General features: G+C 70.7%; 21 protein-coding genes. 15 read left to right on the top strand and 6 right to left on the bottom strand.

Annotated elements, in window-relative coordinates:
* Positions 1-13: 13 nt before the first annotated feature.
* Positions 14-454 (top strand): VOC family protein, encoded by a 441-nt coding sequence (locus tag LR393_RS31605; protein ID WP_231488870.1) that lies wholly within the window; start codon positions 14-16, stop codon positions 452-454.
* A gap of 262 nt (positions 455-716) precedes the next feature.
* On the opposite strand, the gene LR393_RS31600 is transcribed toward LR393_RS31605, so the two are convergent.
* Positions 717-1,715 carry an epimerase gene (locus LR393_RS31600; protein ID WP_231488869.1) on the bottom strand — a complete coding sequence of 333 codons (999 nt, stop codon included), beginning with the start codon at positions 1,713-1,715 and terminating at the stop codon, positions 717-719.
* Positions 1,716-2,042: 327 nt separating this feature from the next.
* Here LR393_RS31600 and LR393_RS31595 point away from each other — a divergent pair, with 327 nt between their 5' ends.
* Entirely contained in the window at positions 2,043-2,285 is a 243-nt protein-coding gene (locus tag LR393_RS31595; protein ID WP_231488868.1) for a hypothetical protein, read from the top strand.
* A gap of 5 nt (positions 2,286-2,290) precedes the next feature.
* Here the strand turns inward: LR393_RS31595 and LR393_RS31590 are convergent, their stop codons facing one another.
* Positions 2,291-2,485, bottom strand: coding sequence for a hypothetical protein (locus LR393_RS31590; RefSeq protein ID WP_231488867.1), 195 nt, complete (start codon positions 2,483-2,485; stop codon positions 2,291-2,293).
* A gap of 150 nt (positions 2,486-2,635) precedes the next feature.
* Here LR393_RS31590 and LR393_RS31585 point away from each other — a divergent pair, with 150 nt between their 5' ends.
* From LR393_RS31585 to LR393_RS31575, 3 genes are read left to right on the top strand one after another with little or no spacing between them, the layout of a single operon-like run.
* On the top strand, positions 2,636-3,196 hold the full coding sequence (locus LR393_RS31585) for a TetR/AcrR family transcriptional regulator (protein ID WP_231488866.1): 561 nt from the start codon (positions 2,636-2,638) through the stop codon (positions 3,194-3,196).
* Positions 3,193-4,683, top strand: a complete 1,491-nt coding sequence (locus LR393_RS31580; RefSeq protein WP_231488865.1) for an MFS transporter — start codon at positions 3,193-3,195, stop codon at positions 4,681-4,683. The genes LR393_RS31585 and LR393_RS31580 overlap by 4 nt, the downstream gene beginning before the upstream one ends.
* Before the next feature lie 47 nt (positions 4,684-4,730).
* Positions 4,731-5,105, top strand: coding sequence for a nuclear transport factor 2 family protein (locus LR393_RS31575; RefSeq protein WP_231488864.1), 375 nt, complete (start codon positions 4,731-4,733; stop codon positions 5,103-5,105).
* 16 nt (positions 5,106-5,121) lie between these two features.
* On the opposite strand, the gene LR393_RS31570 is transcribed toward LR393_RS31575, so the two are convergent.
* Positions 5,122-5,724: a TetR/AcrR family transcriptional regulator gene (locus LR393_RS31570; protein ID WP_231488863.1), complete on the bottom strand. Its 603-nt coding sequence runs from the start codon at positions 5,722-5,724 to the stop codon at positions 5,122-5,124.
* Between the two features lie 103 nt (positions 5,725-5,827).
* Between LR393_RS31570 and LR393_RS31565 the strand changes: the two genes are divergently transcribed.
* The 10 genes from LR393_RS31565 to LR393_RS31520 all read left to right on the top strand — a co-directional run bounded on the left by LR393_RS31565 (position 5,828) and on the right by LR393_RS31520 (position 20,522).
* The gene (locus tag LR393_RS31565; RefSeq protein WP_231488862.1) at positions 5,828-8,065 is read left to right on the top strand and encodes a glycoside hydrolase family 3 C-terminal domain-containing protein; all 2,238 of its coding nucleotides are present in this window, start codon (positions 5,828-5,830) and stop codon (positions 8,063-8,065) included.
* A gap of 505 nt (positions 8,066-8,570) precedes the next feature.
* On the top strand, positions 8,571-9,734 hold the full coding sequence (gene rhaI, locus LR393_RS31560; RefSeq protein ID WP_231488861.1) for an L-rhamnose isomerase: 1,164 nt from the start codon (positions 8,571-8,573) through the stop codon (positions 9,732-9,734).
* A gap of 45 nt (positions 9,735-9,779) precedes the next feature.
* Positions 9,780-11,816 (top strand): bifunctional aldolase/short-chain dehydrogenase, encoded by a 2,037-nt coding sequence (locus LR393_RS31555; RefSeq protein ID WP_231488860.1) that lies wholly within the window; start codon positions 9,780-9,782, stop codon positions 11,814-11,816.
* The gene (locus tag LR393_RS31550; RefSeq protein ID WP_231488859.1) at positions 11,813-13,270 is read left to right on the top strand and encodes a rhamnulokinase; all 1,458 of its coding nucleotides are present in this window, start codon (positions 11,813-11,815) and stop codon (positions 13,268-13,270) included. Before LR393_RS31555 ends, LR393_RS31550 begins: the two co-directional genes overlap by 4 nt.
* 10 nt (positions 13,271-13,280) lie before the next feature.
* Positions 13,281-14,519 (top strand): alpha-hydroxy acid oxidase, encoded by a 1,239-nt coding sequence (locus LR393_RS31545; protein WP_231488858.1) that lies wholly within the window; start codon positions 13,281-13,283, stop codon positions 14,517-14,519.
* Between the two features lie 458 nt (positions 14,520-14,977).
* Positions 14,978-17,158 carry an MMPL family transporter gene (locus LR393_RS31540; protein ID WP_231488857.1) on the top strand — a complete coding sequence of 727 codons (2,181 nt, stop codon included), beginning with the start codon at positions 14,978-14,980 and terminating at the stop codon, positions 17,156-17,158.
* A gap of 1 nt (position 17,159) precedes the next feature.
* Complete coding sequence (locus LR393_RS36775) at positions 17,160-18,362, top strand: sensor histidine kinase (protein WP_231488856.1); 1,203 nt, start codon at positions 17,160-17,162, stop codon at positions 18,360-18,362.
* The gene (locus tag LR393_RS31530; RefSeq protein ID WP_231488855.1) at positions 18,359-19,033 is read left to right on the top strand and encodes a response regulator transcription factor; all 675 of its coding nucleotides are present in this window, start codon (positions 18,359-18,361) and stop codon (positions 19,031-19,033) included. The genes LR393_RS36775 and LR393_RS31530 overlap by 4 nt, the downstream gene beginning before the upstream one ends.
* A gap of 237 nt (positions 19,034-19,270) precedes the next feature.
* A complete protein-coding gene (locus tag LR393_RS31525; protein WP_231488854.1) occupies positions 19,271-19,663 on the top strand; it encodes a PLDc N-terminal domain-containing protein in 393 nt (130 codons plus the stop codon).
* A gap of 250 nt (positions 19,664-19,913) precedes the next feature.
* A complete protein-coding gene (locus LR393_RS31520) occupies positions 19,914-20,522 on the top strand; it encodes a hypothetical protein (protein ID WP_231488853.1) in 609 nt (202 codons plus the stop codon).
* A 16-nt stretch (positions 20,523-20,538) separates the two neighbouring features.
* Here the strand turns inward: LR393_RS31520 and LR393_RS31515 are convergent, their stop codons facing one another.
* From LR393_RS31515 to LR393_RS31505, 3 genes are all read right to left on the bottom strand, one after another.
* Positions 20,539-22,149 carry an amidohydrolase gene (locus LR393_RS31515; RefSeq protein ID WP_231488852.1) on the bottom strand — a complete coding sequence of 537 codons (1,611 nt, stop codon included), beginning with the start codon at positions 22,147-22,149 and terminating at the stop codon, positions 20,539-20,541.
* 106 nt (positions 22,150-22,255) lie between these two features.
* On the bottom strand, positions 22,256-23,599 hold the full coding sequence (locus tag LR393_RS31510) for an aspartate aminotransferase family protein (protein ID WP_231488851.1): 1,344 nt from the start codon (positions 23,597-23,599) through the stop codon (positions 22,256-22,258).
* Between the two features lie 9 nt (positions 23,600-23,608).
* Positions 23,609-25,135 carry a CoA-acylating methylmalonate-semialdehyde dehydrogenase gene (locus LR393_RS31505; RefSeq protein WP_231488850.1) on the bottom strand — a complete coding sequence of 509 codons (1,527 nt, stop codon included), beginning with the start codon at positions 25,133-25,135 and terminating at the stop codon, positions 23,609-23,611.
* Between the last annotated feature and the right edge of the window lie 136 nt (positions 25,136-25,271).

Here is a 25,271-nt window from a genome sequence, read left to right as displayed (position 1 = left end):
GAAGGGAAAGACGATGACGAATGAATGGACGATCACCGTCGACGCCCGGCACGCGCCCACCCTGGCCGCGTTCTGGCAGATCGCCCTGGGCTACGTGCCCTCCCCGCCCCCGGCAGGCTTGCGTTCGTGGGAGGAATGGTACGAGCGGTTCGACCTCACGGACGACGAGAAGGCCGGTGTGGCGGCCATTGTCGATCCTGAGGGCCGCCGGCCCCGAATCTCCTTCCTCGCGGTGCCGGAGACGAAGACGGTCAAGAACCGCATCCACCTGGACGTGCAGATCGGCGGCGGCCGGGCGGTCGAGCACGCGGTGCGCTGGCCCCGGGTCGAGGCGATGGTGCAGCGCCTGACCGAGGCCGGCGCCCGCACCCAGCAGATCGTCGAAGGCCCTCATGGCCTTCCGGATCACGTGGTCATGCTGGACCCCGAGGGCAACGAGTTCTGCGTACTCTGACCCCGAGAGCAGCTGCCGGTCAGCCAAACGGCGAAACGCCTCGCCGTGAGCAGTTACGAGCACGGCTGGGACTTGGCCGGCCAGTCAGTACGAGTGCACGCATGAGTATCTGAAGGAATCCGTTGCGCAGCTCCGGCAGGTGCAGGAGATGGCCAACGCCGCCAGGCAGCTCCTCGGTCGGACAGCGGCCAGAGTCGGGTCCACCCTTCACAGCCCCCACCGCTCTTCTTGATGGCTCCTCGACGACTCGTGCGCCTCGTCCTCAAACACCCTGCCCACGTGGCCCGTACGGCGCTGCCGGGGCTCTGCGCGCCCGGGACAGATCCGCGGCAGCCTCCGGCCAGCTCGGGTACCGGAACTCGAAACCGGCCTCCAGCAAACGGCCCGGCACCACCCGGCGGCTCTTCAGCAGCAGTTCGGTGTCGGTGCGCAGCACCAGCGCGCCCAGTTCGGCCATCGCCCGGGTGGCCGGCAGCCCCAGACCTACACCCCAGGCCTTTCTCAGCGACCGCATCAGATCACGTTGCGGCACCGGGCCGGGCGACGCCAGGTTGACCGGCCCCTCGATGTCGTCCCGCTCCAGCAGAAGCTCTACGGCCCGGACGAAATCCTCTCCGTGGATCCAGGAGACGTACTGCTGCCCGCCGGCAACGGCACCGCCCAGCCGCAGCCGCGTCATCCACGAGAGGTAGTCGTAGACCCCACCCCGGTCAGGAGTCATGACCATCGCGGTGCGCAGGGCCACCCGGCGGGTCCGCGGCGTGTCCGCGTCCGTCTGTTCCTGTTCCCAGCGCCGGGCGATCCGTACGCTGTACTCCCAGTACAAGGGGACGACGGGCTCGCTCCCGCCGATGGTCCCGGTGGTCTCGTCCTGGGGAAGATCGTCGGGACGGCTGCGCGCGTCCGCATAGATCGTGGCCGTGCTCATCTGGAGCCAGACCCTCGGCGGCGCGGCGGCCTGCGCGATCGCCTCACCGACCACGCGCGTCGAGTCGACGCGCGAGTTCATCATCTGGCGCAGGTTCTCGTCGGTGTAGCGACAGCTGACCGTGCGACCGGCCAGGTTGATCACGGCTTCGGCACCGTCCACCGCCTCCGCCCACGCACCGAGCGTGCGGCCGTCCCACACCACGTAACGGACGCCGTCCTCAAGCCGCTCCGGTCGTCGGCTCAGCACCGTGACCTCGTCGCCGCGGGCCACCAGGGCTCTGCGCAGCACACCTCCGACCTGGCCGGTACCGCCAGGAATCACGATCTTCACATCAGGCTCCCTACCGCTGTTGAGCAATCGCTCAACAGCGACCGTAGCAACAGTTGAGCGATCGCTCAAGAAGCTCCGGATCGGCCGGACCGGCGCGCCCCCGGCGCGGACCTCGGCCGGTGCCGTTCGCGGCCGGGCTGGGCCTTGTCGACGCGCAGATACTCGGGCGCACCCGGATCCTCGCCCCGCTCGGCGCCTTCGCCGGGGTGAAGGTCGCGGACCGTCTCCGGCAGGGGCTTTCGACCGGGCCGGGCCGGGCCGACCGCGAGCGCCGTCAGCGCCCTGGCCCTCATTCCGCCCTCACCCGATCATGGGAAGATGTCCGATATGAGCACCACGGAGCCCCGGCACCTCAGCGACGAACCGGCCGAGCCCCGGCCTCCCCGCGCAGTGGCCCCTACGCCGAAACAGGTTGCTCACCACCTGGTCCTGGGCCTGCTCCTCCTCCTGCAGCTGGGGCAGGGCCACCCCACCTGGGCCAGCGCCCTCTTCATCGCCGCCCTGCTCTTCGTGGCCTATGCCCTCTCCACCGACGTCCGCGACTACCGCGCGACCCGGAAGGCCGGCTAGACCACTCAGCGCACGACGACCGTCGGCACGCCCTCGTCCTCGAGCCTCCAGATCACCGCGTGCACGGCGTAGGACTCGGCCCCGGCCTCGACGTCCTCGCCGACCCGCGGCACGGCCGGCCAGTCGACCACCAGACCACCGCGCACGTCCGATCCTTCGGGCCTGTCCATCGCGTTGCTGAAGTCGAGCCGGATCTGCATGGATTCAGCCTAGTACCGCGGCAAATCCTTTGTTCGTGATCAGGCAATCCCTCCTCGGGGAGGAGCGGCCCCGTGGGCGCGAACGGAGTTGAGACATTTCTGTCTCATGTGAGACAGTCGAGTCTCAAGCCAAGTGAAGGACTGATCCACGTGAACTCCCGGGACGCGATCCTGGCCGCCTCGCAGCGGCGTCTCAACGTCGACCCCCGGGCATCGATGGCAGAACTGGCCACCTCGGCGGGCGTGGGCCGCGCCACCCTGCACCGGCACTTCTCCACCCGCGAGGAACTGCTGCACGTGCTCGGCATCCGCTCGCTCGACCGGTGGGAGCAGAGCATGGAGCAGGCCGACGCGCCGGGGGCCATCGCCTCGGGCGAGACGGCCCGGATCGAGGCCTGCATCCGCGACCTGTTCCACCGCTACATCACCGACTACGAGGAATTCGGGCTCGCCCTCACCGACCCCTACCTCTGCACCGCCCCCGAACTCGTCGAGCGCACCGAGATCCTGGCCGAGCGCGAGACCGAGCTGCTCGCCGCCGGGCAGAAAGCCGGCGTCCTGCGCGCCGACCTGCCCGCCCGCTGGCTGTCGACCGCGCTGTACGGACTGCTCGTGGCCGCCCGCGAGGCGTCCACCACCGGCCGGGTCGCCCGCGCCGAGCTCGACGAGTACGTCATCTCCACCTTCTTCGACGGCACGAGAGCGAAATGACCGCCCAGATCACCGCACCGCCCACCCCCACCACCCCGAGCCGCCGGCGCTGGGCCGGCCTCGCCGTGCTCGCCGCCAGCCTGCTGGTGGTGGTGATGGACATGACGGTGCTGAACGTCGCCCTGCCCGACCTCATCGCCGACCTGAAACCCGGCGCCGTGTCACAGTTGTGGATCGTCGACGCCTATCCCGTGGTGCTGGCCGGCCTGCTCGTGCCGGTCTCCTCCCTGGCCGACCGGTGGGGCCGGCGGCGCATGCTGCTGGCGGGCTTCACCGTGTTCGGGCTCGCGTCGGCGCTCGTGCTGCTGGCCGACTCCCCGAGCCAGGTCATCGCCCTGCGGGCCGCGCTCGGGGTGGGCGGCGCCATGATCATGCCGACCACGCTCTCGCTGATCCGCACGCTGTTCCCGGATCCGGTCGAACGCGCCACCGCGCTGGGCATCTGGGCCGCCACGGCCTCGCTCGGCAGCGCCGTCGGCCCGATCCTGGGCGGCGCCCTGCTGGAGATGTTCAGCTGGCACTCGGCGTTCCTGGTGAACGTGCCGCTGATGGTGGTGGCCGTGATCGCCGGCCTGGTGCTGCTGCCGGAGAGCCGATCGGACCGGCCCGGCCGCCTCGACGCCGTCGGGGTGGTGCTGTCGGTCGGCGGGATGGTCGCGATCGTCTACGCCGTCAAGCAGCTCGGCAAGGACGGGTTCGAGCCGCTGCCCCTGGGCATCCTCGCGGTCGGTCTGGTGGCCATGGCCGCCTTCGCCCACCGCTGCCTGACCCAGTCCGAGCCCATGCTCGCCGTCGACCTGTTCGGCAACCGGGTGTTCCGCTCGGGTGTGATCACGGCGATCGCGCACAGCGGCGTCACCATGGCCCTGCTGCTGGTGGGCTCGCAGTGGCTTCAGCTCGTGCAGGGCTGGTCGCCGCTCAAGGCCGGTGCGGCGCTGCTGCCGATGGCGCTGGGCGGGATGATCGGCTCGCCCTTCGCCCCGGCCCTGGCGGCCCGGATCGGCGTGCGCACCGTGCTGGTCACCGGCCTGCTGACCACCGCGACCGGCCTCGGCGTCATCGCCGTGCTGCCGCATCCGATGCCCTACCCGGGCATCGCCGTCGCCCTGCTGTGCAACGGCCTGGGGGGTGCCGCCCTGGGCGTCGGGTCGGCCCTGATGATGGGCAGTGCCCCGGCCCACCAGGCCGGGTCGGCCGCCGCCATCGAGGAGATGTCGTTCGAGGTCGGTGCCGTGCTCGGGGTCTCGGTGCTGGGCAGCCTGGCCGGGATCGTCTACCGCTCGGGCCTTCCCGGCGGGGTGGACGACGTGGTCTCGGAATCGGTGGCCGGCGCCCTGGGGACCGCCTCCGAGAAGGCGGCCACCGCGTCCTTCGTCGACGCCTTCGCCACGGTCGGCCTGGCCGGTGCGATCGCCGTGGCGCTCACCGCGGCCGTGGTCTGGTGGTGGGTGCCGGGCGACCTCGATCTGGCCGACGCCCACCATTAGCTGCTACACAGTCGTCCGCGGGAACGACTACGGACGAGGGCAGCTCTATGGATCAGGCGTGGCAGTGCGAAGAGGATTTCTGGCAGGCCGGCATCGAGGGGCGGGTGGCCGAGCACTACGCGCGGGTGCTGGCCTCGGACGCCTTCGTCGTCGTCCCCGACCGGGTGCTGAACCGCGACGACCTGCTGCAGCAGTGGCAGGACCGGGCCGCCTGGGCCGAGTACACCCTGGCCGAGCGGCGTGACGTCCTGATCAACGGCGAGACCGCCGTGCTGTCCTACCGGGTCAGCGCCCGCCAGGTTGACGGCCACCCTTACACCGCCCGCGTCTCCAGCGTGTACACCTGGATCACCGGCTGGGCCCTGGCCTTCCGCCAGCACACCCCCGACACCGGCAGCGACCCGCGGCTGGCACCTCGTTAGATCGCGTTGGATCTCGTCAGATCGGGGCCACGCTCAGACTCTGGAAGTACTCGCGGGCCTGCTCGGCCATGTCCATCGAATCCCGGTCGAGCAACCACTGCACCTGAAGACCGTCCATCATCGCGATGATGCGCTGGGACTCCCGGCCCGGGTCCACTCCCTCGCGCAGTTCCGCCCGCGCCGCCATCTCCTCCAGCCCCTGCCGCACCCGTTCCCGGGTGGCCTCGTAGCGCCGCAGGAAGTACTCGTGCGCCGGGTGCCCGGGGTTCGTCGCCTCGGCCGAGAGGATGCAGTAGAGCTCGGTCAGGCCGGGCGTGCCCTGGTTGCGGCGCACCACCTCGACCATCCCCCGCAGGAAGTCCGCGCCCGAGCCGCCGGCCGGCGCCGGGCTGGTCTGCTCATCGCGCAGCTCCAGCACGCCCGCCAGCAGTTCGCTCTTGGTGGGGAAATGGTGCAGCAGCGTGGTGTGGGCGATGCCGATGCGCTGGGCGATGTCGCGCATCGAGCCACTGCGGTAACCGACCTGGGAGAACACCTCGAACGCGGATTCGAGGATCGCGCGCCGCCGCTGGGCCGTACCCGCGTACGGTCCCCGCCGGCGGGCCGTTGGGCTGGACATTCCGCGAGATTAGCCGCTGACGGGTGACCTGCGGAACCATCCTCGACCACTTGGTCGAATTTCGGTTATGGTCAGCTCACCACCCTCGACGAGGAGACCACTCATGACTCACCCGCTGATCGCGCAACTGACGCTCGAGGAGAAGGCCTCGCTGGTGTCGGGCGCCTCGTTCTGGACCACCCGCGGTGTCGAACGGGTCGGTATCCAGGGCGCGACCCTGACCGACGGCCCCCACGGCGTGCGCATGCAGGCCGGCAATGCCGACCACCTCGGCATCAACGCCGCCCACCCCGCCACCGCGTTCCCGACCGCCGCGTCCCTGGGCTCGTCCTGGGACCCCGCGCTGGTGGAGGAGATCGGCCAGGCCCTCGGCGAGGAGTCCCGCGCCCTGGACGTCGACGTGCTGCTCGGCCCGGGCGTCAACATCAAGCGTTCCCCGCTGTGCGGCCGCAACTTCGAGTACTTCTCCGAAGACCCGCTGGTGGCCGGCGCCCTCGGCTCCGCCTGGGTGACCGGCGTGCAGTCCCGCGGCGTGGGTGCCTCGCTCAAGCACTACGCGGCGAACAACCAGGAGACCGACCGGATGCGCGTCAGCGCCCAGGTCGACGAGCGCTCGCTGCGCGAGATCTACTTCCCGGCCTTCGAGCAGACCGTCACCTCCTCGCAGCCGGCCACCGTGATGTGCTCGTACAACCGGGTGAACGGCGTGTTCGCCTCGCAGAACCACTGGCTGCTCACCGACGTCCTGCGCGGCGACTGGGGTTTCGAGGGCTACGTGGTGTCCGACTGGGGTGCGGTCGTCGACCCGGTGGCTGCGGTCGCGGCGGGTCTCGACCTGGAGATGCCCTCCTCCGGCGAGCGGGGTCCGGCGGCGATTGTGGACGCGGTTCACGACGGATCTCTCGAGGAGTCACTGCTCGACCTGGCGGTCTCGCGGGTGCTGACGACGCACGACCGCCTGCGGGCGGCCCGCACCCCGGCCTCGTCGGTGGAGACCACCACCGAGCAGCACCACCAGCTGGCCCGTCGCGCGGCGGCCGCCGGCTCGGTGCTGCTGACGAACGAGGGCGGCCTGCTGCCCCTCTCGGCCTCCGAGGGTGGGCGCATCGCCGTGATCGGCGAGTTCGCCCGTACCCCGCGCTACCAGGGCGCCGGCAGCTCGCACATCAACCCCACCCGCCTGGACAGCGCACTCGACGCGATCCGCGCGGCCACGAGCCGCGCCGTGGCCTACGAGCCCGGCTTCACCCTCGACGGTGAGTTCTCGCAGGCGCTGCAGGACGCCGCGGTCGAGGCGGCCCGGGCGGCGGACGTGGTGGTCGTCTTCCTGGGACTGCCCGACGCCGAGGAGTCGGAGGGCTTCGACCGCCCGCACATCGATCTGCCGGCGGTCCAGACCGGTCTGCTGAAGGCCATTTCCGCGGTCAGCCAGAAGATCGTCGTGGTGCTGAGCAACGGTTCCGTGGTCGCGCTCGGCGATGTGACCGGCCCCGCCCAGGCGGTGCTGGAGATGTGGCTCGGCGGCCAGGCGAGCGGCAGCGCGGCGGCCGACATCCTCTTCGGCACGGCCGAGCCGCAGGGCCGGCTGGCCGAGACGGTTCCGGTGCGGCTGCAGGACACCCCGGCCTACCTGAACTGGCCGGGCAGCGACCGCGAGGTCGTCTACGGTGAGCGCGTCTACGTGGGCTACCGCTGGTACGACACGATCGACCGCGACGTCGCCTTCCCCTTCGGCCACGGCCTGGGCTACACCACCTTCTCGTTCACCGACGCGTCCGTGACCGTCCCCGACTCCCGCGTGGCCACCGCCACGGTCGAGGTGACCGTGACCAACACCGGCGACCGGGCCGGCGCCGAGGTCGTGCAGGTCTACGTCGCCGACCCGGTGGCCGGCGTCGACCGCCCGGCGCACGAGCTGCGGGCGTTCGCCAAGGTGCGCCTGGCCGCGGGCGAGTCGCAGCGGGTGAGGCTGGAACTCGACGAGCGGGCCTTCGCCTACTGGTCGAAGACCGGCTGGCTGGTCGAGCCGGGGTCGTACGTGATCGAGGTCGGTGCCTCGTCCCGCGACATCCGGCACCGAGAGTCGATCACCCTGGAGGTGGACCTCCCCACCCCCGAGCTCGACACCGAGTCGACCTTCGAGGAGTTCGAGGCTCACCCCCAGGGCTCGAAGGTGCTGGAGGAGTTCCTGGCCGGCCTGGGCGACAGCGCCGCGATGTTCCGCGACCCGGAGAGCCGCAAGCTCCTGGCCGGCATCCCGATGACGAGCATGCTCTCGTTCACCGGCGAGCCCGACATCCAGGGCACCCTGAACACCCTGCTGCAGAAGACCCGGGCCTGACCCGGAGATCGGGGAAGGTTCGTGCGGTGCGGCCGCACGAACCTTCCCCGATCCGCTGGTTCATCCGTGGCGCTCCGGTGCGACCCGGGGGATGAGCCCGCTCAGGACCGGGCCGCACACCCTGCCCGTCCTGTCCGCAACGCGAGCGTGTTGCGAAACGGGGGCCGTCCCGCCGGCGGGACTCCGCCTGATCCGTGAACGTTCGAGGCCCGGCGCGATCTTCGTGTCGGGCCGTCATTGCGAGGCGCACCGGGCGACCGTTCTGCCCGGATCAGGCCGCCCGTCCTTACTGAGACGTTTCACCAGGCACCGGGCCGGTATGCCGCCGGGCTCGCGCGAGCCGGTTGTCGTCCACCATTTCGCGCCACCCTACGAACCTCTCGGCGCCCACCCGGGTGACCGCCCACCGACGGCCGCAATCTCCCGCCGACGCGTACTGGATGCCCCCGCCCCGCCCGTGCTACGTTCCCTTGAAACGTTTCAGCGACGAACGGACAACGCCGTCATGACTCGACTCATCGATGTCGCCCCCCAGCTGGCGCAGCAGGCGATCGAGCTTCCCTCCTGGGCCTTCGGTAACTCGGGTACGCGCTTCAAGGTCTTCGGCTCGCCCGGCACCGCGCGCGATCCCTTCGAGAAGATCGCCGACGCCGCGCAGGTGCACCGGTACACCGGGCTGGCCCCCTCCGTCGCCCTCCACATCCCCTGGGACCGGGTCGAGTCGTTCGACGCCCTGCGTCAGCACGCGGAAGACCTTGGGGTGCAGCTGGGCACGGTCAACTCCAACACCTTCCAGGACGACGACTACAAGCTCGGCGCCCTCACCCACACCGACGCCGCGATCCGCCGCAAGGCGATCGACCACCACCTCGAGTGCATCGACGTGATGGACTCCACCGGCAGCCGCGACCTGAAGATCTGGCTGGCCGAGGGCACCAACTACCCGGGCCAGGGCGATCTGCGCGGGCGGCAGGACCGGCTGGCCGAATCACTGGCCACGATCTACCAGCGCATCGGTGAGAACCAGCGCCTGGTGCTCGAATACAAGTTCTTCGAGCCGGCGTTCTACCACACCGACGTGCCGGACTGGGGCACCTCCTACGCGCAGGTCAGCGCCCTCGGTGAGCGCGCCGTGGTCTGCCTCGACACCGGTCACCACGCCCCGGGCACGAACATCGAGTTCATCGTCATGCAGCTGCTGCGGCTGGGGAAGCTCGGCAGCTTCGACTTCAACTCGCGGTTCTACGCCGACGACGACCTGATCGTGGGCGCGGCCGACCCGTTCCAGCTGTTCCGCATCCTGTTCGAGGTGGTGCGCGGCGGTGGCTACGCCAACCCGGACGTGGCCTTCATGCTCGACCAGTGCCACAACATCGAGCAGAAGATCCCCGGTCAGATGCGCTCGGTGCTGAACGTGCAGGAGATGACGGCCCGGGCCCTGCTGGTGGACACCGGGGCCCTGAAGGTCGCGCAGGAGGCCGGCGACGTGCTCGGCGCCAACGCGATCCTGATGGATGCCTTCTACACCGACGTGCGTCCCGGACTGGCGCAATGGCGCGAGTCGCGGGGGCTTCCGGCCGACCCGATGAAGGCCTACGCCGAGTCGGGCTACCAGCAGCAGATCGAGGCCGACCGGGTGGGCGGGGCCCAGGCCGGCTGGGGCGCCTGAATCCCCTGTTCCCCCGACCACCCCCCAAGACAAGACGAGGAAGCAATGACGAACGAAACCGTCGCCGCGCTCATCGCCCGTAGCAACCGCCTGGGCGCCGACCCGAAGAACACCAACTACGCCGGGGGCAACACCTCGGCCAAGGGAACCGAGACCGACCCGGTCACCGGGCAGCCCGTGGAACTGGTCTGGGTCAAGGGCTCGGGTGGCGACCTGGGCACCCTGACCGGGAAGGGCCTGGCCGCCCTGCGTCTGGACCGCATGCTCGCCCTGGTGAACGTCTACCCGGGCATCGAGCGCGAGGACGAGATGGTCGCCGCGTTCGACTACTGCCTGCACGGCAAGGGGGGCGCGGCGCCGAGCATCGACACCGCCATGCACGGGCTGGTCGACGCCGCACACGTCGACCACCTGCACCCCGACAGCGGTATCGCGATCGCGACCGCCGCCGACGGCGAGGCGCTGACCCAGCAGGTCTTCGGCGAGGCGGTGGTGTGGGTTCCCTGGCGCCGCCCGGGTTTCCAGCTCGGCCTGGACATCGCCGCGATCAAGAAGGCCAACCCGCAGGCCATCGGCACGATCCTGGGCGGCCACGGCATCACGGCCTGGGGCGACACCAGCGAGGAGTCCGAGAAGAACTCGCTGTGGATCATCGAGACCGCGGCCGCCTACATCGAGGCCAACGGATCCGGGAAGCCCTTCGGTGAGGTCCGCGCGGGCTACGAGGCCCTGCCCGCCGGCGAGCGCCGTGCCAAGGCCGCGGCTCTGGCCGCGACCGTGCGGGGTATCGCCAGCCGCGACAAGCGCCAGGTCGGTCACTTCACCGACGCCGACGTGGTGCTCGACTTCCTGGCCAGCGAAAGGGCACCCGAGCTGGCCGCTCTGGGCACCAGCTGTCCCGACCACTTCCTGCGCACCAAGGTCAAGCCGCTGATCCTCGACCTGCCGGCCGCGGCGAGCGTCGAGGAGAGCATCGCCCGGCTGAAGGAACTGCACGAGGAGTACCGGGCGGACTACACCGCCTACTACGAGAAGCACGCCACGCCGGACAGTCCCGCCATCCGCGGCGCCGACCCGCTGATCGTGCTGATCCCGGGCGTGGGCATGTTCAGCTACGGCGCGAACAAGCAGACGGCCCGAGTGGCCGGTGAGTTCTACGTCAACGCCATCAACGTGATGCGCGGCGCCGAGTCGCTGTCGACGTACTCCCCCATCTCGGACGCGGAGAAGTTCCGCATCGAGTACTGGGCGCTGGAAGAGGCCAAGCTCCAGCGCATGCCCAAGCCCAAGCCGCACGCCGGCCGCATCGCCCTCGTCACCGGCGCCGCCTCGGGCATCGGCAAGGCGATCGCCCAGCGCCTGGCCGCCGAGGGCGCCTGCGTCGTGGTGGCCGACCTGGACCTGGAGAAGGCCCGGGCCGCGGCGGCCGAGATCGGGAACAGCGACGTGGCGATCGGGGTGGCGGCGAACGTGGCTGACGGTACGGCCGTCCAGAATGCCGTCAACGAGGCCCTTCTCGCGTTCGGCGGCCTGGACCTGGTGGTCAACAACGCCGGGCTGTCGCTGAGCAAGCCGCTGCTGGAGACCACCGAGGCCGACTGGGACCTGCAGCACGACGTGATGGCCAAGGGCTCGTTCCTGGTGTCCAGGGCCGCGGCCCAGGCGCTCATCGAGCAGGGCCTGGGCGGCGACATCATCTACATCTCCTCCAAAAACGGCGTTTTCGCCGGCCCGAACAACATCGCCTACTCCGCCACCAAGGCCGACCAGGCCCACCAGGTGCGGTTGCTGGCGGTCGAGCTCGGCGCCTACGGCGTGCGGGTGAACGGCGTGAACCCCGACGGCGTGGTGCGCGGTTCGGGCATCTTCGCCTCCGGCTGGGGCGCCAACCGCGCCGCCACGTACGGGGTCAAGGAAGAGGATCTGGGCCAGTTCTACGCCGACCGCACGATCCTCAAGCGCGAGGTGCTGCCCGAGCACGTCGCCGACGCGGTGTTCGTGCTGACCGGTGACGAGCTCAGCCGCACCACCGGCCTGCACGTGCCCGTCGACAGCGGTGTCGCGGCAGCCTTCCTGCGATGACGAGCACCTCGCCCGGCCGGGCTCTGCCGCAGGGCCCGGCCACCGTGGCCGCCGTCGACCTGGGTGCCACCAGCGGCCGGGTGATCCTCGGATCGTTCGCCGACGGCGGCCTGCAGATGCGTCACGTCGCCCGGTTCCCCAACGACCCGGTGAGTTTCGGCGGCGGCCTGCACTGGAACGTCGTGGAGCTCTACCGGCAGATCCTGTCCGGGCTCGCGGCGGCCGAGCGGCAGGCTCCCGGCGAGATCGTCAGCGTCGGCATCGACTCCTGGGCCGTGGACTACGGCCTGCTGCGGGGCGGCGAGCTGCTGGGCGTGCCGTTCCACTACCGGGACGCCCGCACCGCGGCCGGGGTCGACACCGTGCACGAGCGGTTCGGCGCCGCCGAGCTCTACCGGCGCAACGGCCTTCAGCACCTGCCGTTCAACACCGTGTTCCAGCTGGCCTGCGAGGGTTTCCTGGACGTGGCCGAGACCATGCTGCTGATCCCCGACCTGCTGACGTACTGGCTCACCGGTGCCGTGGTGGCCGAGCGCACCAACGCGTCCACCACCGGCCTCCTCGACCCGCGCACGGGTCGGTGGGACCTGGCTCTGGCCCGCGAACTGGGTCTTTCGTCGTCCCTGCTTCCCCGGCTGGTGGACGCCGGCACTGACGTCGGTTCCCTCGGCCCCGAGGCGGCGGGCGTGGTCGGGCGAGCTCTTCCGGTCGTCACCGTCGGCTCGCACGACACCGCCTCGGCGGTCGTGGCCGTGCCCAACACCGGGCGCGACTTCGCCTACATCTCCTGCGGCACCTGGGGTCTGGTCGGGCTGGAGCTCGACGAACCGGTGTTCAGCGATGCCGCCCGGGAGGCCAACTTCACCAACGAGGGCGGCGTCGACGGCCGGATCCGGTTCCTGCACAATGTGATGGGCCTGTGGCTGCTGTCGGAGTCGGTGCGCTCGTGGGACCGGGCCGCCAACAGCAGCCAGCGGTCCAGCACCCTGGAGCAGCTGCTCGCCGAGGCGTCTTCGGTACCCCCACCGGCCGAGATCTTCGACGTCGACGACCCGCGGTTCATGGCCCCCGGCGACATACCGGCCCGGATCGCGGGCTGGTACACCGAACACGGCCTGCCCGCGCCGCGGACCCCGGCGGAGTTCACCCGGGCGATCATCGAGAGCCTGGCCCAGGCGTTCGCCGACACCGTGCTGGCCGCCGTGAAGATCGCCGGCCACCCGGTCGAGGTGATCCACTTCGTCGGTGGCGGCGCCCAGAACCGGTTGCTGTGCCAGGCCACCGCCGACCGCGGCGGACTGCCCGTGCTGGCCGGCCCGGTCGAGGCCACCGCCGTCGGTAACATCCTCGTGCAGGGCCGCACCGCGGGCCTGGTCGAGGGTGATCTCGCGTCGATGCGCGACCTGGTCGCGCGGGCCTTCACCCCGGACCGTTACGAGCCCCGCACCCAGTAAGGAGCACATCGTGGTGCAACGCCAGTTCCCGAGGCCCGCCGAGGTCTTCGAGCTGCTGCAGTTCAAGAAGCCCGAGTTCAACGGCCGCAAGCGCCGTCTCGACAAGGCGCTGACGATCTACGACCTGCGCGACATCGCCAGGCGCCGCACGCCGCGCGCGGCGTTCGACTACACCGACGGCGCCGCCGAGGGTGAGCTCTCGCTCGAGCGCGCCCGGCAGGCCTTCGAAGACGTCGAGTTCCACCCCTCGGTGCTGCGCGACGTCGCCCAGGTCGACACCTCCACCACGGTCTTCGGCGGGCCCTCGGCGCTGCCCTTCGGTATCGCGCCGACCGGTTTCACCCGGCTGATGCAGACCGAGGGCGAGATCGCCGGGGCCGGGGCCGCCGCGGCCACGGGCATCCCGTTCTGCCTGTCCACGCTGGGGACCACGTCGATCGAAGACGTGAAGGCCACGAACCCGCTGGGCCGTAACTGGTTCCAGCTCTACGTGATGAAGCAGCGGGAGATCTCCTACGCCCTGGTGGAACGCGCCGCCGCCAGCGGTTTCGACACGCTGTTCTTCACCGTCGACACTCCGGTGGCCGGCGCCCGGCTGCGCGACAAGCGCAACGGTTTCTCCATCCCGCCGCAGATCGGCGCGGGCACCATCCTCAACGCGATCCCACGGCCCTGGTGGTGGTACGACTTCCTGACCACGCCCAAGCTGGAGTTCGCCTCGCTGTCCGCCACCGGCGGCACGGTCGGTGAGCTGCTGGACTTCGCGATGGACCCCACCATCAGCTACGAGGACCTGCGCATCATCCGCGAGATGTGGCCCGGCCGGATCGCGATCAAGGGCGTGCAGAACCTCGAGGACGCACGCAAGCTCGCCTCCCTCGGTGTCGACGGGATCGTGCTGTCCAACCACGGCGGCCGCCAGCTCGACCGCGCCCCCGTCCCCTTCCACCTGCTGCCCACCGTGGTGCGGGAGGTGGGCCAGGACGTCGAGGTGGTGGTCGACACCGGCATCATGAACGGCGCCGACATCGTCGCCTCGATCGCCCTGGGCGCGAAGTTCACCCTGATCGGCCGCGCCTACCTCTACGGCCTGATGGCCGGCGGGCGCCAGGGCGTGGACAAGACCGTCGAGATCCTCTCCGACCAGATCGTCCGCACCATGAAACTGCTCGGCGCCCACTCCCTGGAAGAACTCACCCCGCATCACGTCACCCAGCTGGAACGCCTGGCCCCCGTCCGCCGCAGCTGACCACCCCACGAACCTTCCGTGATCAGGCGAAACCTCCCCGGCGTTCGAGGGCCTGTCCTGGTGGGGCGACGATCTCCGGGCCCGGCCCGGTCGGGGTCGAGATCGTCGCTGACAGCGAGCGGCCCGGCCGGCTCGATGGTGCCCGATGCCTCGGCCCGACCGCCGATCACACCGGTTTCGCCCTGGATGTCACCCTGCGCCCAGAGATCGGCCCGATCGACCAGGCCGCGGCCGACGAGCTGGCCGAGGCCGCGCCCGGAGTGTGCCCCTACTCCAACGCCACCTGCGGCAACATCCCGGTGACGCTCGAGACCACCGTCGGCCGGGAAGTACCGCGCCCGCGGTACGGCTGACGCCCCGCGGGGCTGACGTCCTGCGGGCCCGGCGAAGGAAGAGTGGTGGGTACGACGGCGAGTGCGTCGTCGTCCCCCATCACCCCTGAGCCGAAGGAACTTCCCGTGGTCAGACTGGCAAACTGGTGCACCCGTAGGTGGTACCTCGTCATCGGGGGCTGGCTGGTCGCGCTGATCGCGCTCGCCGGGCTCGTCGTGGCGAACGGTACCGCCTTCACCGACTCGGCCGAGCTGCCCGACAGCGAATCGGCCACCGCGTACAGCCTTCTCGGTAGCTCGGCGAGCGCGGACACGGAGACCGGCCGGATCGTCTGGCAGACCGCGGACGGCACCTCGGTGACCGGCCGGGCGACGCGCGCCGAGATCACCACCCTGCTCGGCACCCTGAAGAACACCGAGGGTGTGCTCCAGGTGGTCAGCCCCTACACGAAGGCGGGGGCGAGCCAGATCAACCGGGAGGCGAACACCGCGTTCGCGACGGTCACGGTCGCCGCCGATGCCGACATCGAGCCGATGGTGGACGTTGTCGACAGCGCGCGGGCCGGTGGGCTCGCGATCGAGGCGGGTGGGCAGGCGTTCACGGAGCAGCCGGGTGCCAGTGGCGGCACCGAGGCGATCGGGCTGATCGTGGCGCTGGTGCTGCTGCTCCTGTTCTTCCGGTCGTTCGCGGCGGCGGTGCTGCCGATCGTCACCGGGGTCGCCGGGGTCGGGGTCTCGCTGCTCGGTGTGATGGCCGTGTCGCACGTGGTCGACCTGTCCGCGAATTCGCTGACGATGGGCGCGCTGATCGGGCTCGGGGTCGGTATCGACTACGCGCTGTTCATCGTGAACCGGCACCGCAAGGCGCTGATGGCCGGTTCCGACTTGCCGGGGGCGATCGCCCAGGCTCTGAACACGTCCGGGCGGGCCGTGGTGTTCGCCGGCCTGACCGTGATCGCGGCCCTGGTCGGGATGTACGTGATCGGTGTGGGCATCCTCACCGGCATGGCCTTCGCGGCCGCCTTCACCGTGCTGGCCACCGTGGTCGCGGCCAACACCCTGCTGCCCGCGCTGCTGCGGGTGCTCAAGCTCAGGGTTCTGTCCCGCCGGCAGCGCACCCAGGTCCACGCGGACACGCGTCCCCCATCAGACAGGCCGAAACTGGCCGCCCGCTGGGCGGACGGCGTGCAGCGCCATCCGATCCTGGCCGCCGTGGCCGCGCTGGTGGTCGTGGCGACCCTGGCCGTGCCCGCCCTGAGCCTGCGGCTGGGCAACGCCGACGCCAGCAGCGACCCGTCCGGATCGGCCTCGCGCCAGTACTTCGAGCTGATGTCGGAAGGTTTCGGCGAGGGTGCCGACGCCACGCTGCTCCTGGTCGGCAAGACCCCCGATGCCTCCTCGGTCAAGGCCTTCGCCGACATGGTCGAGACCCTGCCGACGGTGCCGGACGTCGCCTCGGCCGTGCTCACCTCACAGGCCGACGGCATCTCGGTGGCGGCACTGACCCCGACCGGTAGCGCCCAGACGGAGGAGACCTCCGACCTGGTGCACACCTTGCGCGACAGCGTGATCCCGGACAGCGGAGTCACCGTGTACGTCGGCGGGACAACCGCGACGAACATCGACCTGTCCGACGCGATCATGGACAAACTGCCGATCTACCTGGTGCTCGTCGCCGTGCTCGGGTTCCTGCTGCTGGTGCTGGCCTTCCGCAGTCTGCTGGTGCCGTTGCTGGGCGCCGTCACCAACCTGGCCACGATCTGCGTGGGCCTCGGCGTGATCACCGCGGTGTTCCAGTTCGGCTGGGGCAGCGAACTTCTCGGGGTCGGAGAGGGGGCCCCGATCCTCTACCTGGTGCCGGTGCTGATCGCCGGCGTGATCTTCGGCCTCTCGATGGACTACCAGGTGTTCCTGGTCAGCTCGATGCACGAGAACTTCCACCGCAGCGGCGACAACCGCACCGCGGTGCGCGACGGCCTGGCCGAGAGCGCGGGCGTCATCGTCGCGGCGGCCACGATCATGCTGGCGGTGTTCGCCTCGTTCGCCTTCAGCGGCCAGCGCATCGTGTCGGCGATCGGGCTGGGCATGGCCATCTCGGTGGTGGTCGACGCGTTCGTGATCCGGCTGACGCTGATGCCGGCCCTGATGACGCTGATCGGGCGGGCCAACTGGTACTACCCGAAGCCGCTGGACGCGATCACGCCACGGCTGGCGCTGGAGAACGCCGAGTCGCCGGTTCCCGCGACCGAGCCGGAGCCGGTATACAGCTACAGCGGAAACTCCGGTACGACGACGGGAACGAGATGACGTGGGAGAGGCCGTGACGGCCGGTGGACGGGCCCGGGAGAGAACCTTCTCCTGGGCCTGGCCCGCGTTCGACCTGCTCTACCTGCTGGGCATGTTCGTCACCGCGACCGTGCGCGAGAGCGGGCGGGACTATCCGGGCCCGGAGCTGACCACGTTCGTCCTGGTGTCCTGGCTGCCCCTGCTGCGGCGCCGCCGGTACCCGGCGGCGGTGCTGGCGGTCGTGGCCTTCGTGGAGGTCGTGCACATCGCGATCGGGGTCTCGGTGCCGCCCGATCCGACCGCGAACGTGGCGATGGGCGCATTCCAGCCGGTACCCCTGGCCACGATGGCGGCCGCGTTCACCCTCGCGGCCCTGGTCCCGGGCCGCCGGGGCTGGGCGCCGGGGGTGGCGGCGTCGTGCGCGCTGCTGGCCATCGGCATCGCCGTGCACGGGCGGGTGCTGCTGGCGACCAGCTTCGTGGCGTTCGACCTGGCGCTGATGGCTGTCGGCGCCGGGGTGCTGATCAGCAACCGCCGCGAGCGGGTCGCCCGCGACGAGCACGACCGGCAGACGGAGATCCGCGGTGAGGTGGTGGCCGAGCGGATCCGGATCGCCCAGGACCTGCACGACGTGCTGGCCCATCACCTGACCCTGGTGAACACCCAGGCCGGGGTGGCCGACTACCTGCTGCGCACCGATCCGGCGGCCGCCTCCGACGCGTTGCGGGACATCGCGGGCAACACCCGGCAGGCGCTGGACGAGCTGCGGGCGACGGTGGGGATGCTGCGGGACTCCTCCGACGGCGACCCGCTGCGCCCCACCCCCGGCACCGACCAGCTCGGCGAGCTGCTCGACGGTTTCCGGTCCGCGGGCACCCAGGTCTCACTGCTGACCACCGGTGAGCCGGTGAAACTGCCCGTGGGGCAAGACCTCGCCGTGTACCGGATCATTCAGGAGGCGGTCACCAACGCCACCAAGCACGCCCCCGGCGCCCCGGTCGAGATCGGCCTGCACTGGCAACGGCGGAATCTGACGCTGAGCATCACCAACCCGGTGGGCCACACCCCGGGTTTCCAGGGGCCGGGCACCCGCCACGGCCTCATCGGCATGCGCGAGCGTGCCGTCACCGCCGGCGGATCGCTGTCCGCCGGCCCCACCCGGACCGGAGGATTCGACGTGCGCGCCAGCATCCCCGTCCACACCGCGCAGGAGCCCCCGGCATGAGCATCCGTGTCCTTCTTGTCGACGACCAGGCGCTGCTGCGCTCCACCCTGGGCCTGCTGTTCCGGGCCACCCCCGACGTCGACCTGGTCGGGGAGGGCGGAACCGGGCACGAGGCGGTCGAACTCGCCCGCAGCACCCGGGCCGACGTGGTGGTCATGGACATCCGGATGCCGGACATGGACGGGATCGAGGCCACCCGGCAGATCACCGCCGACGAGAACCTGGCCGGGGTGCGCATCCTCGTGCTCACCACGTTCGAGACCGACGACCTGGTGGTGCGGGCCCTGCAGGCCGGGGCCAGCGGGTTCCTCGGGAAGGGCGCCTCCCCCGAGGAACTCATCGCCGCCGTGCGCACCGTCGCGGCCGGTGAGTCGCTGCTCTCCCCGTCCGCGACCACGGCCCTGATCGGGCGGTTCCTGGAGCAGCCGCAGATCACCACCGCCGTCAGCACCCAGGCCCTGGTCGCCCTGACCGAGCGGGAGAAGGAGATCACCACCCTGGTCGGCGCCGGGCTCTCCAACCAGGACATCGCGATGCGCCTGTTCATCAGCCCGGCCACCGCGAAGACCCACGTGAACCGGGCGATGATGAAGACCGGGGCGCGCGACCGGGCCCAGCTGGTGGTGTTCGCCTACGAGGCGGGGCTGGTGACTCCCGCTCGCAAGAATTGACCGGCCTGGGCGTGGCGCAGGGCCGCGAGGGCCAGGCCGCCCACGCGCAGGAACTGCATGGTCGCCCAGGACATCGACGCGGTGTGCCTGTTCAGTTTCAGGCCTGGGTGCGCGCCCGGTCCACCCCGCCGGAATTCTCGGTGTTCAAAGGTGATCAAAAAGTCCATGCCCGTCGACTGTGAGGGCGCTACGATCCGGCAGCTGGTGACACTTCGTGCCTTGACCTAGGAGATTCTGATGGTGCGGTTCCTGCCGGTGTTCGTCGAGCTGGGGCTGCTCATCTTCTGCCTCATCGACTGCATCCAGACCGACCCGGTGCTGGTGCGGAACCTGCCCAAGCCACTGTGGATCATCCTCATCATCGTCCTGCCCCTGATCGGCTCGATCGCCTGGCTGGTGGCCGGCCGCACCTGGCCGTCGCAGGCGGGCAACGCGGTGCCGTGGCGCTCGACGGCCACGGCCGGCTTCCCCGAGTACGAGCGCCCGGGCACCTACCGGCAGGACGCCGCCGTCATCGACGAGCAGCTACGCCGCGATCAGGAACGCGTCGACCGAGAGCACGAGGAGGCCCTGCGCAAGTGGGAGGAGAGCCTGAAGGAGCGCGAGCGCAAGCTCGGCGAAGGCGCCTAGGACTGGGGCCGGGGCGCTGCGAAGAAAACCCCATTCTTCCGCGATCATGCAAAACCTCCCCGGCGTTCTAGAACTCCAGGTCTCACAGTTCTAGAACTCCGGGGAGGTTTTGCATGATCACGACAGGGGTGGTGGGTGGGACAGGCTGACGGCCATCGGCCTCGGTAGCCTGGTCAGCCGCCACCCGTTGTCTGCGCGTCCGGCCGGGTCACGTCACGTCGGGCGACCGAAAGGAACAATGAGGCTCTCGGTGCTGGGATCCGCGGCGGCCGTACCCCTGGCCGCCCTGCTGCTGGCCGCGTGCACGAGCGCCCCGGTGACCTCGGAACCCCATTCGGCGTTCGGTAGCGGCCCCGTGCCCACGGTGAGCAGCACCTGGGACGTGGACCCCGCCCAGGACACCGCGTGGACGGCCGAGCTCGACGACATCAGGACCACGATGACGAAGATCTGGCCGGCGGTGGAGGACGACCGCCCGGTGGCCCTGACCGCCTACGCCGACCTGATCGACCGCACCAACGACGTGCTGTACGACATGGCCACGACCGTCGGGGTCGCCGGGCTCGGGCACGTGGCCTGCGAGGTTCTGCCGGTCCAGATGATCAGCATCCCGCACAGCTACACCCCGGAGCAGACGGCCCGTAACCTCGGCATCTTCTGGGCCCGGCCGATCGCGGCCACCGGCGTCGGCGAGGCGGGCAGCTTCGCCGACGCCCAGTTCGACACCCGTACCCGGGAACAGTGCCCCGACGTGCACCAGCTGGTGCTCGAGGCCGCGGGACTGACCTCCCTCAACGACCTCTACGAGTACGCCAGAGCCGCCCAGACCTCGGAAAGCCCGGCGCCCGAAGTGATCTGAGGCCGGACCGCCGTCATCACACCGCGCCCGACCGGTACACCTCGGCACCCTCGACGAAGGTGAGATCCACCGCCGCCGCACCGATCTCCGGCGGCGGGCCGGCGAACGGGTCGCGGTCGAGCACCACCAGGTCGGCGCGGTGGCCCACCGTCAGCGCGCCGGTGTCGTCGAGGTGGTTCACGTAGGCGCTGCCCGCGGTGTACGCCTCGACGGCCGTGCCCAGGTCGAGGCTCTGGGACGGCCGGAACGGCGGTGCGGGGTGGCCGTGGACCTGCCGGTTGACGGCGGTGTGGATGCCGGCCAGCGGATCGGGGCTGCTGACCGGCCAGTCGCTGCCCGCCGCCAGTCGCGCGCCGGACCGGTGCAGGTCGCCGAAAGGGTACTGGTGGTCGGCCAGGTCGCCACCCAGGAAGGGGATGGTGAGCTCGTCCATCTGCGGCTCGTGGGCGGCCCACAACGGCTGGAGGTTGGCCGTGACCCCCAGCTGCGCGAAACGCTTCACGTCGTCCGGGTGCACGACCTGCAGGTGCGCGAGATGGGGCCGGGTGTCGCGGAATCCGTGGGCGGTGCGGGCCGCCTCGATGGCGTCGAGGGCCTCCCGTACGGCCCGGTCGCCGAGGGCGTGCACGTGCACCTGGAAGTCGAGAGCGTCCAGCGCCGTGACGTATTCGCGCAGGGCCACCGGATCGACGAAGCTCAGTCCGCTGTTGCCGGTCGCGCAGCCGCAGGAGTCGCGGTAGGGGGCGGTCATGCCCGCGGTGAAGTTCTCGGCCACCCCGTCCTGCATGATCTTGACGGTGGACGTCCGCAGCCGGCCCACGCTGAAATGGTCGCGTTTCGCGACAAGTTCGGGGATCTGCTCGGCGCCGCGGTCACGGTCCCACCACAGGGCACCCACCACGGAGGACGTCAGCGAGCCGTCGAGCGCGGCGGTGCGGTAGGCGTCGGAGACATCGGGATAACCGTTCGTGGCACAGAGCATCGCGTCCTGCCAGGCCGTGATCCCCAGGGAGTGGAACAGCTTCTGGGCGCGCAGCAGGGCGTCCAGCCGGTCCTGGGCCGTGGCCTTCGGGGCGAGATCGGCGACGAGCGCCACGGCTCCTTCCTGGAGGCAGCCGACCGGGTGACCGTCCGCGTCCCGGTTGATCACCCCGTCCGCCGGATCGACCGTGTCGCGGGAGATCCCGGCCCGGCGCAGGGCCTGCGAGTTCACCCAGGCGCCGTGGTGGTCGCGGTTGTAGAGGAAGACCGGCCGGTCCGCCACCACGTCGTCCAGCATCGCCGCCGTGGGCACCCCGCCCGGGAAGCTCTCCATCGACCAGCCACCACCCAGGATCCACTCCCGCTCCGGGTGGGCGGCGGCGTACTCCCCGATCCGGCGGCGGTACTCCCCCAGGTCGGTGGTGCCGGACAGGTCGCACTGCCCCAGTTCGAGCCCGCCGAAGACCGCGTGCACGTGCGCGTCCTGGAACCCGGGCAGCACCCGGCGCCCGGCCAGGTCGACCACCTCGGTGCCGGGACCGGCCGTGCCGGCGGCACCGGCGCCGACCGCGCTGATGCGGCCGCCGGTCACGGCCAGCTCGGTGGGCCCGTTGACGAGGACGAGATCGGCGGTGCGGTCGGGCATCGGGGCGGGATCCGTTCGGTGGAGGCGTCCAAGGGTCTGCCGGGGAAGCTGGGGAAACACCCCGGCCCGGTCCGGACGTGCAGGTCCGGACCGGGCCGACGTGCGATCAGAGCGCCGCGCGGGCCTGGGTCAGGGCGGCGTCCAGGGCGGCCAGGCCCTCCCGGGCCTGATCCTCCGTGATGTTCAGCGGCGGTACCACGTGGATGCGGTTGTAGTTGGCGAACGGCAGCAGACCCTGCTCCCGGCACGCCGTCAGCACCGCCGCCATCGCCGGGCTGCTGCCCCCGTACGGGGCCAGGGGCTCCCGGGTCTCGCGGTCGGCCACCAGCTCCAGGGCCCAGAAGGCCCCGGTGCCGCGGACCTCGCCGATCCAGTCGTGCTTCCCGGCGAGTTCCGCCAGCGCGGGGCCGATCACGTCCTCACCCAGCCAGGCCGCCCCGGCGACGGTCTCCTCGTCCTCCATCGTGCGGATCGTCGCCACCGCCGCCGCACAGGCGAGCGGATGGCCCGAGTAGGTCAGCCCGCCGGGATAGACGCGCTCGGCGAAGGTCGCGTAGATCGCGTCGCTGATGGCGACGCCGCCCAGCGGCACGTACCCGGAGTTGACGCCCTTGGCGAAGGTCAGCAGGTCGGGCACGACATCGGCGTGCTCGATCGCGAACCACCGCCCGGAACGGCCGAACCCGGACATCACCTCGTCGGCGATGAACACGATGCCGTACCGGTCGCACAGTTCCCGCACGCCGGCCAGGTAGCCGGGCGGCGGGATCATGATGCCCGCGGTGCCGGGGATCGACTCCAGCACGATCGCGGCGATCGTGGAGGCGCCCTCCAGCGTGATCACCTGCTCCAGGTGGGCGAGCGCGCGCTGCGACTCCTCCTGCGGCGTGGTCGCCGAGAAGGCGCTGCGGTACAGGAACGGCCCGAAGAAGTGCACGGTGCCGGACGACCCGTTGTCGTTCGCCCAGCGCCGCGGGTCCCCGGTCACGTTCACGGCCAGGTGCGTGCCACCGTGGTAGGAGCGGTAGGTGGAGAGCACCTTGTGCTTACCGGTGTGCAGCCGGGCCATCCGGATCGCGTGCTCGTTGGCGTCGGCGCCGCCGTTGGTGAAGAACACGTGGTTCAGGTCGCCCGGCGTGTGCGAGGCAATGAGCCGCGCGGCCTCCGAGCGGGCCCCGTTGACGTAGGCGGGCGCGACCGTGCACAGCGTCGCGGCCTGTTCCTGGATCGCGGCCACGATGCGCGGGTGCTGGTGGCCGAGGTTGGTGTAGACCAGCTGGGAGGTGAAGTCCAGCAGGCGCTTTCCGTCACCGTCCCAGATGTAGGGGCCCTCTGCCTTGGTGATGACCATGGGCTTCAGCGAGCCCTGGGCCGACCAGGAGTGGAAGACGTGGGCGCGGTCGAGGTCGTAGGCCCGCTGCGGGTCGTGCGTGGCGTCGAGGTCTGACATCGGGAGCTCCTAGTCGTTCTGCGGGAAGCCGAGCTGGAGACCACCGGAGGGCCGGTTGGCCGGGTCGATCCAGCGGGTCGTGACGACCTTGCCACGGGTGAAGAAGTGCACGCCCTCGGTGCCGTGCGCGTGGGTGTCGCCGAACAGCGAGCGCTTCCAGCCGCCGAACGAGTAGTACGCCACCGGCACCGGGACCGGCACGTTGACGCCGATCATGCCGACGTTCACGTCCTTCTCGAAGCGGCGGGCGGCGCCGCCGTCGTTGGTGAAGATCGCGGTGCCGTTGCCGTAGGCGTTGTCGTTGATCAGCTCCACCGCCTCGGCGTAGGACGCCACCCGCACGACGGACAGCACCGGGCCGAAGATCTCCTCGGTGTAGATCTCCATGTCGGGCTTCACGTTGTCGAAGAGCGTGGGCCCGAGCCAGAATCCGTCGGCCCCGCCGCGCGCCTGCACCTGGCGGCCGTCGATGACCAGCTTGGCCCCGGAGGTCTCGCCGGAGGCGATGAGACCGGCGATCCGGTCACGGCTGGCCCGGGTGACGATCGGGCCCATGTCGGCCTCGCGGTCGTGACCCGCGGTCGATTCGCGGCCACCGTCGCCGATCAGCAGCGTGCGGGTCCGTTCCGCGACCCGGGCGACCAGGTCGTCCGCGATCGACTCCACGGCCACGAGCACGCTGATGGCCATGCAGCGCTCGCCGGCGCTGCCGTACCCGGCGCTGACGGCGGCGTCGGCGGCCAGGTCGAGGTCGGCGTCGGGCAGCACCACCATGTGGTTCTTGGCACCGCCCAGGGCCTGCACCCGCTTGCCGTGCCGGGAGGCCGTCTCGTAGACGTAGGAGGCGATCGGGGTGGAGCCGACGAAGCTGATCGCCTGGACGTCCGGCGAGGTCAGCAGCGCGTCGACGGCGACCTTGTCACCCTGCAGCACGTTGAAGACGCCGTCGGGCAGACCGGCCTCCTTCCACAGCTGGGCCAGCCAGATCGAGGCGCTGGGGTCTTTCTCACTGGGTTTGAGGACGACGGCGTTGCCGGCGGCGACGGCCACCGGGAAGAACCACATGGGCACCATGGCCGGGAAGTTGAACGGGCTGATCACGCCCACGACGCCCAGGGGCGCGCGCTTGGAGTGCACGTCGACGCCGGTGGAGGCGTTCTCGGTGTGGCCGCCCTTGAGCAGGTGGTTGATGCCACAGGCAAACTCGACCACCTCCAGGCCGCGGGCGATCTCACCCATGGCGTCGGAGAGCACCTTGCCGTGCTCGGCGGTGATGATGGCGGCCAGTTCGCCCTTGCGGGCGTTCAGCAGCTCCCGGAAGGCGAACAGGACCTGCGTGCGGCGGGCCAGGGAGGTGTCGCCCCAGGCCTCCTGCGCGCGGGCCGCGGCGGCGATCACGAACTGGGCGTCCCGTTCGCTCGCCAGGGCCACGCGACCACTGACCTTGCCGGTGGCGGGGTTGGTGACGTCGGCCCACAACTCCGACGTCCCGGCGAACCCGGCCCCGTCGACCCAGTGCGTGATGTTTGCGCTCATGGTTCAGCATGCTGCAACGCCGGGCCCATGATCGCCGCCGACAATCCGTCGGCGGTCGTGTTAATTCCTGGACACAACGTCGACGGCCCCGGGGCACCGGATCCCGGCCGTGATGTCCGGAACGACACACCGCCGG

It is taken from the genome of Kineosporia mesophila (assembly GCF_021129235.1).
Classification (GTDB): Bacteria; Actinomycetota; Actinomycetes; order Actinomycetales; family Kineosporiaceae; genus Kineosporia; species Kineosporia mesophila.
The sequence above is the reverse complement of the archived record's forward strand: the minus strand, read 5'-3'. Positions and strand labels throughout refer to the sequence as shown.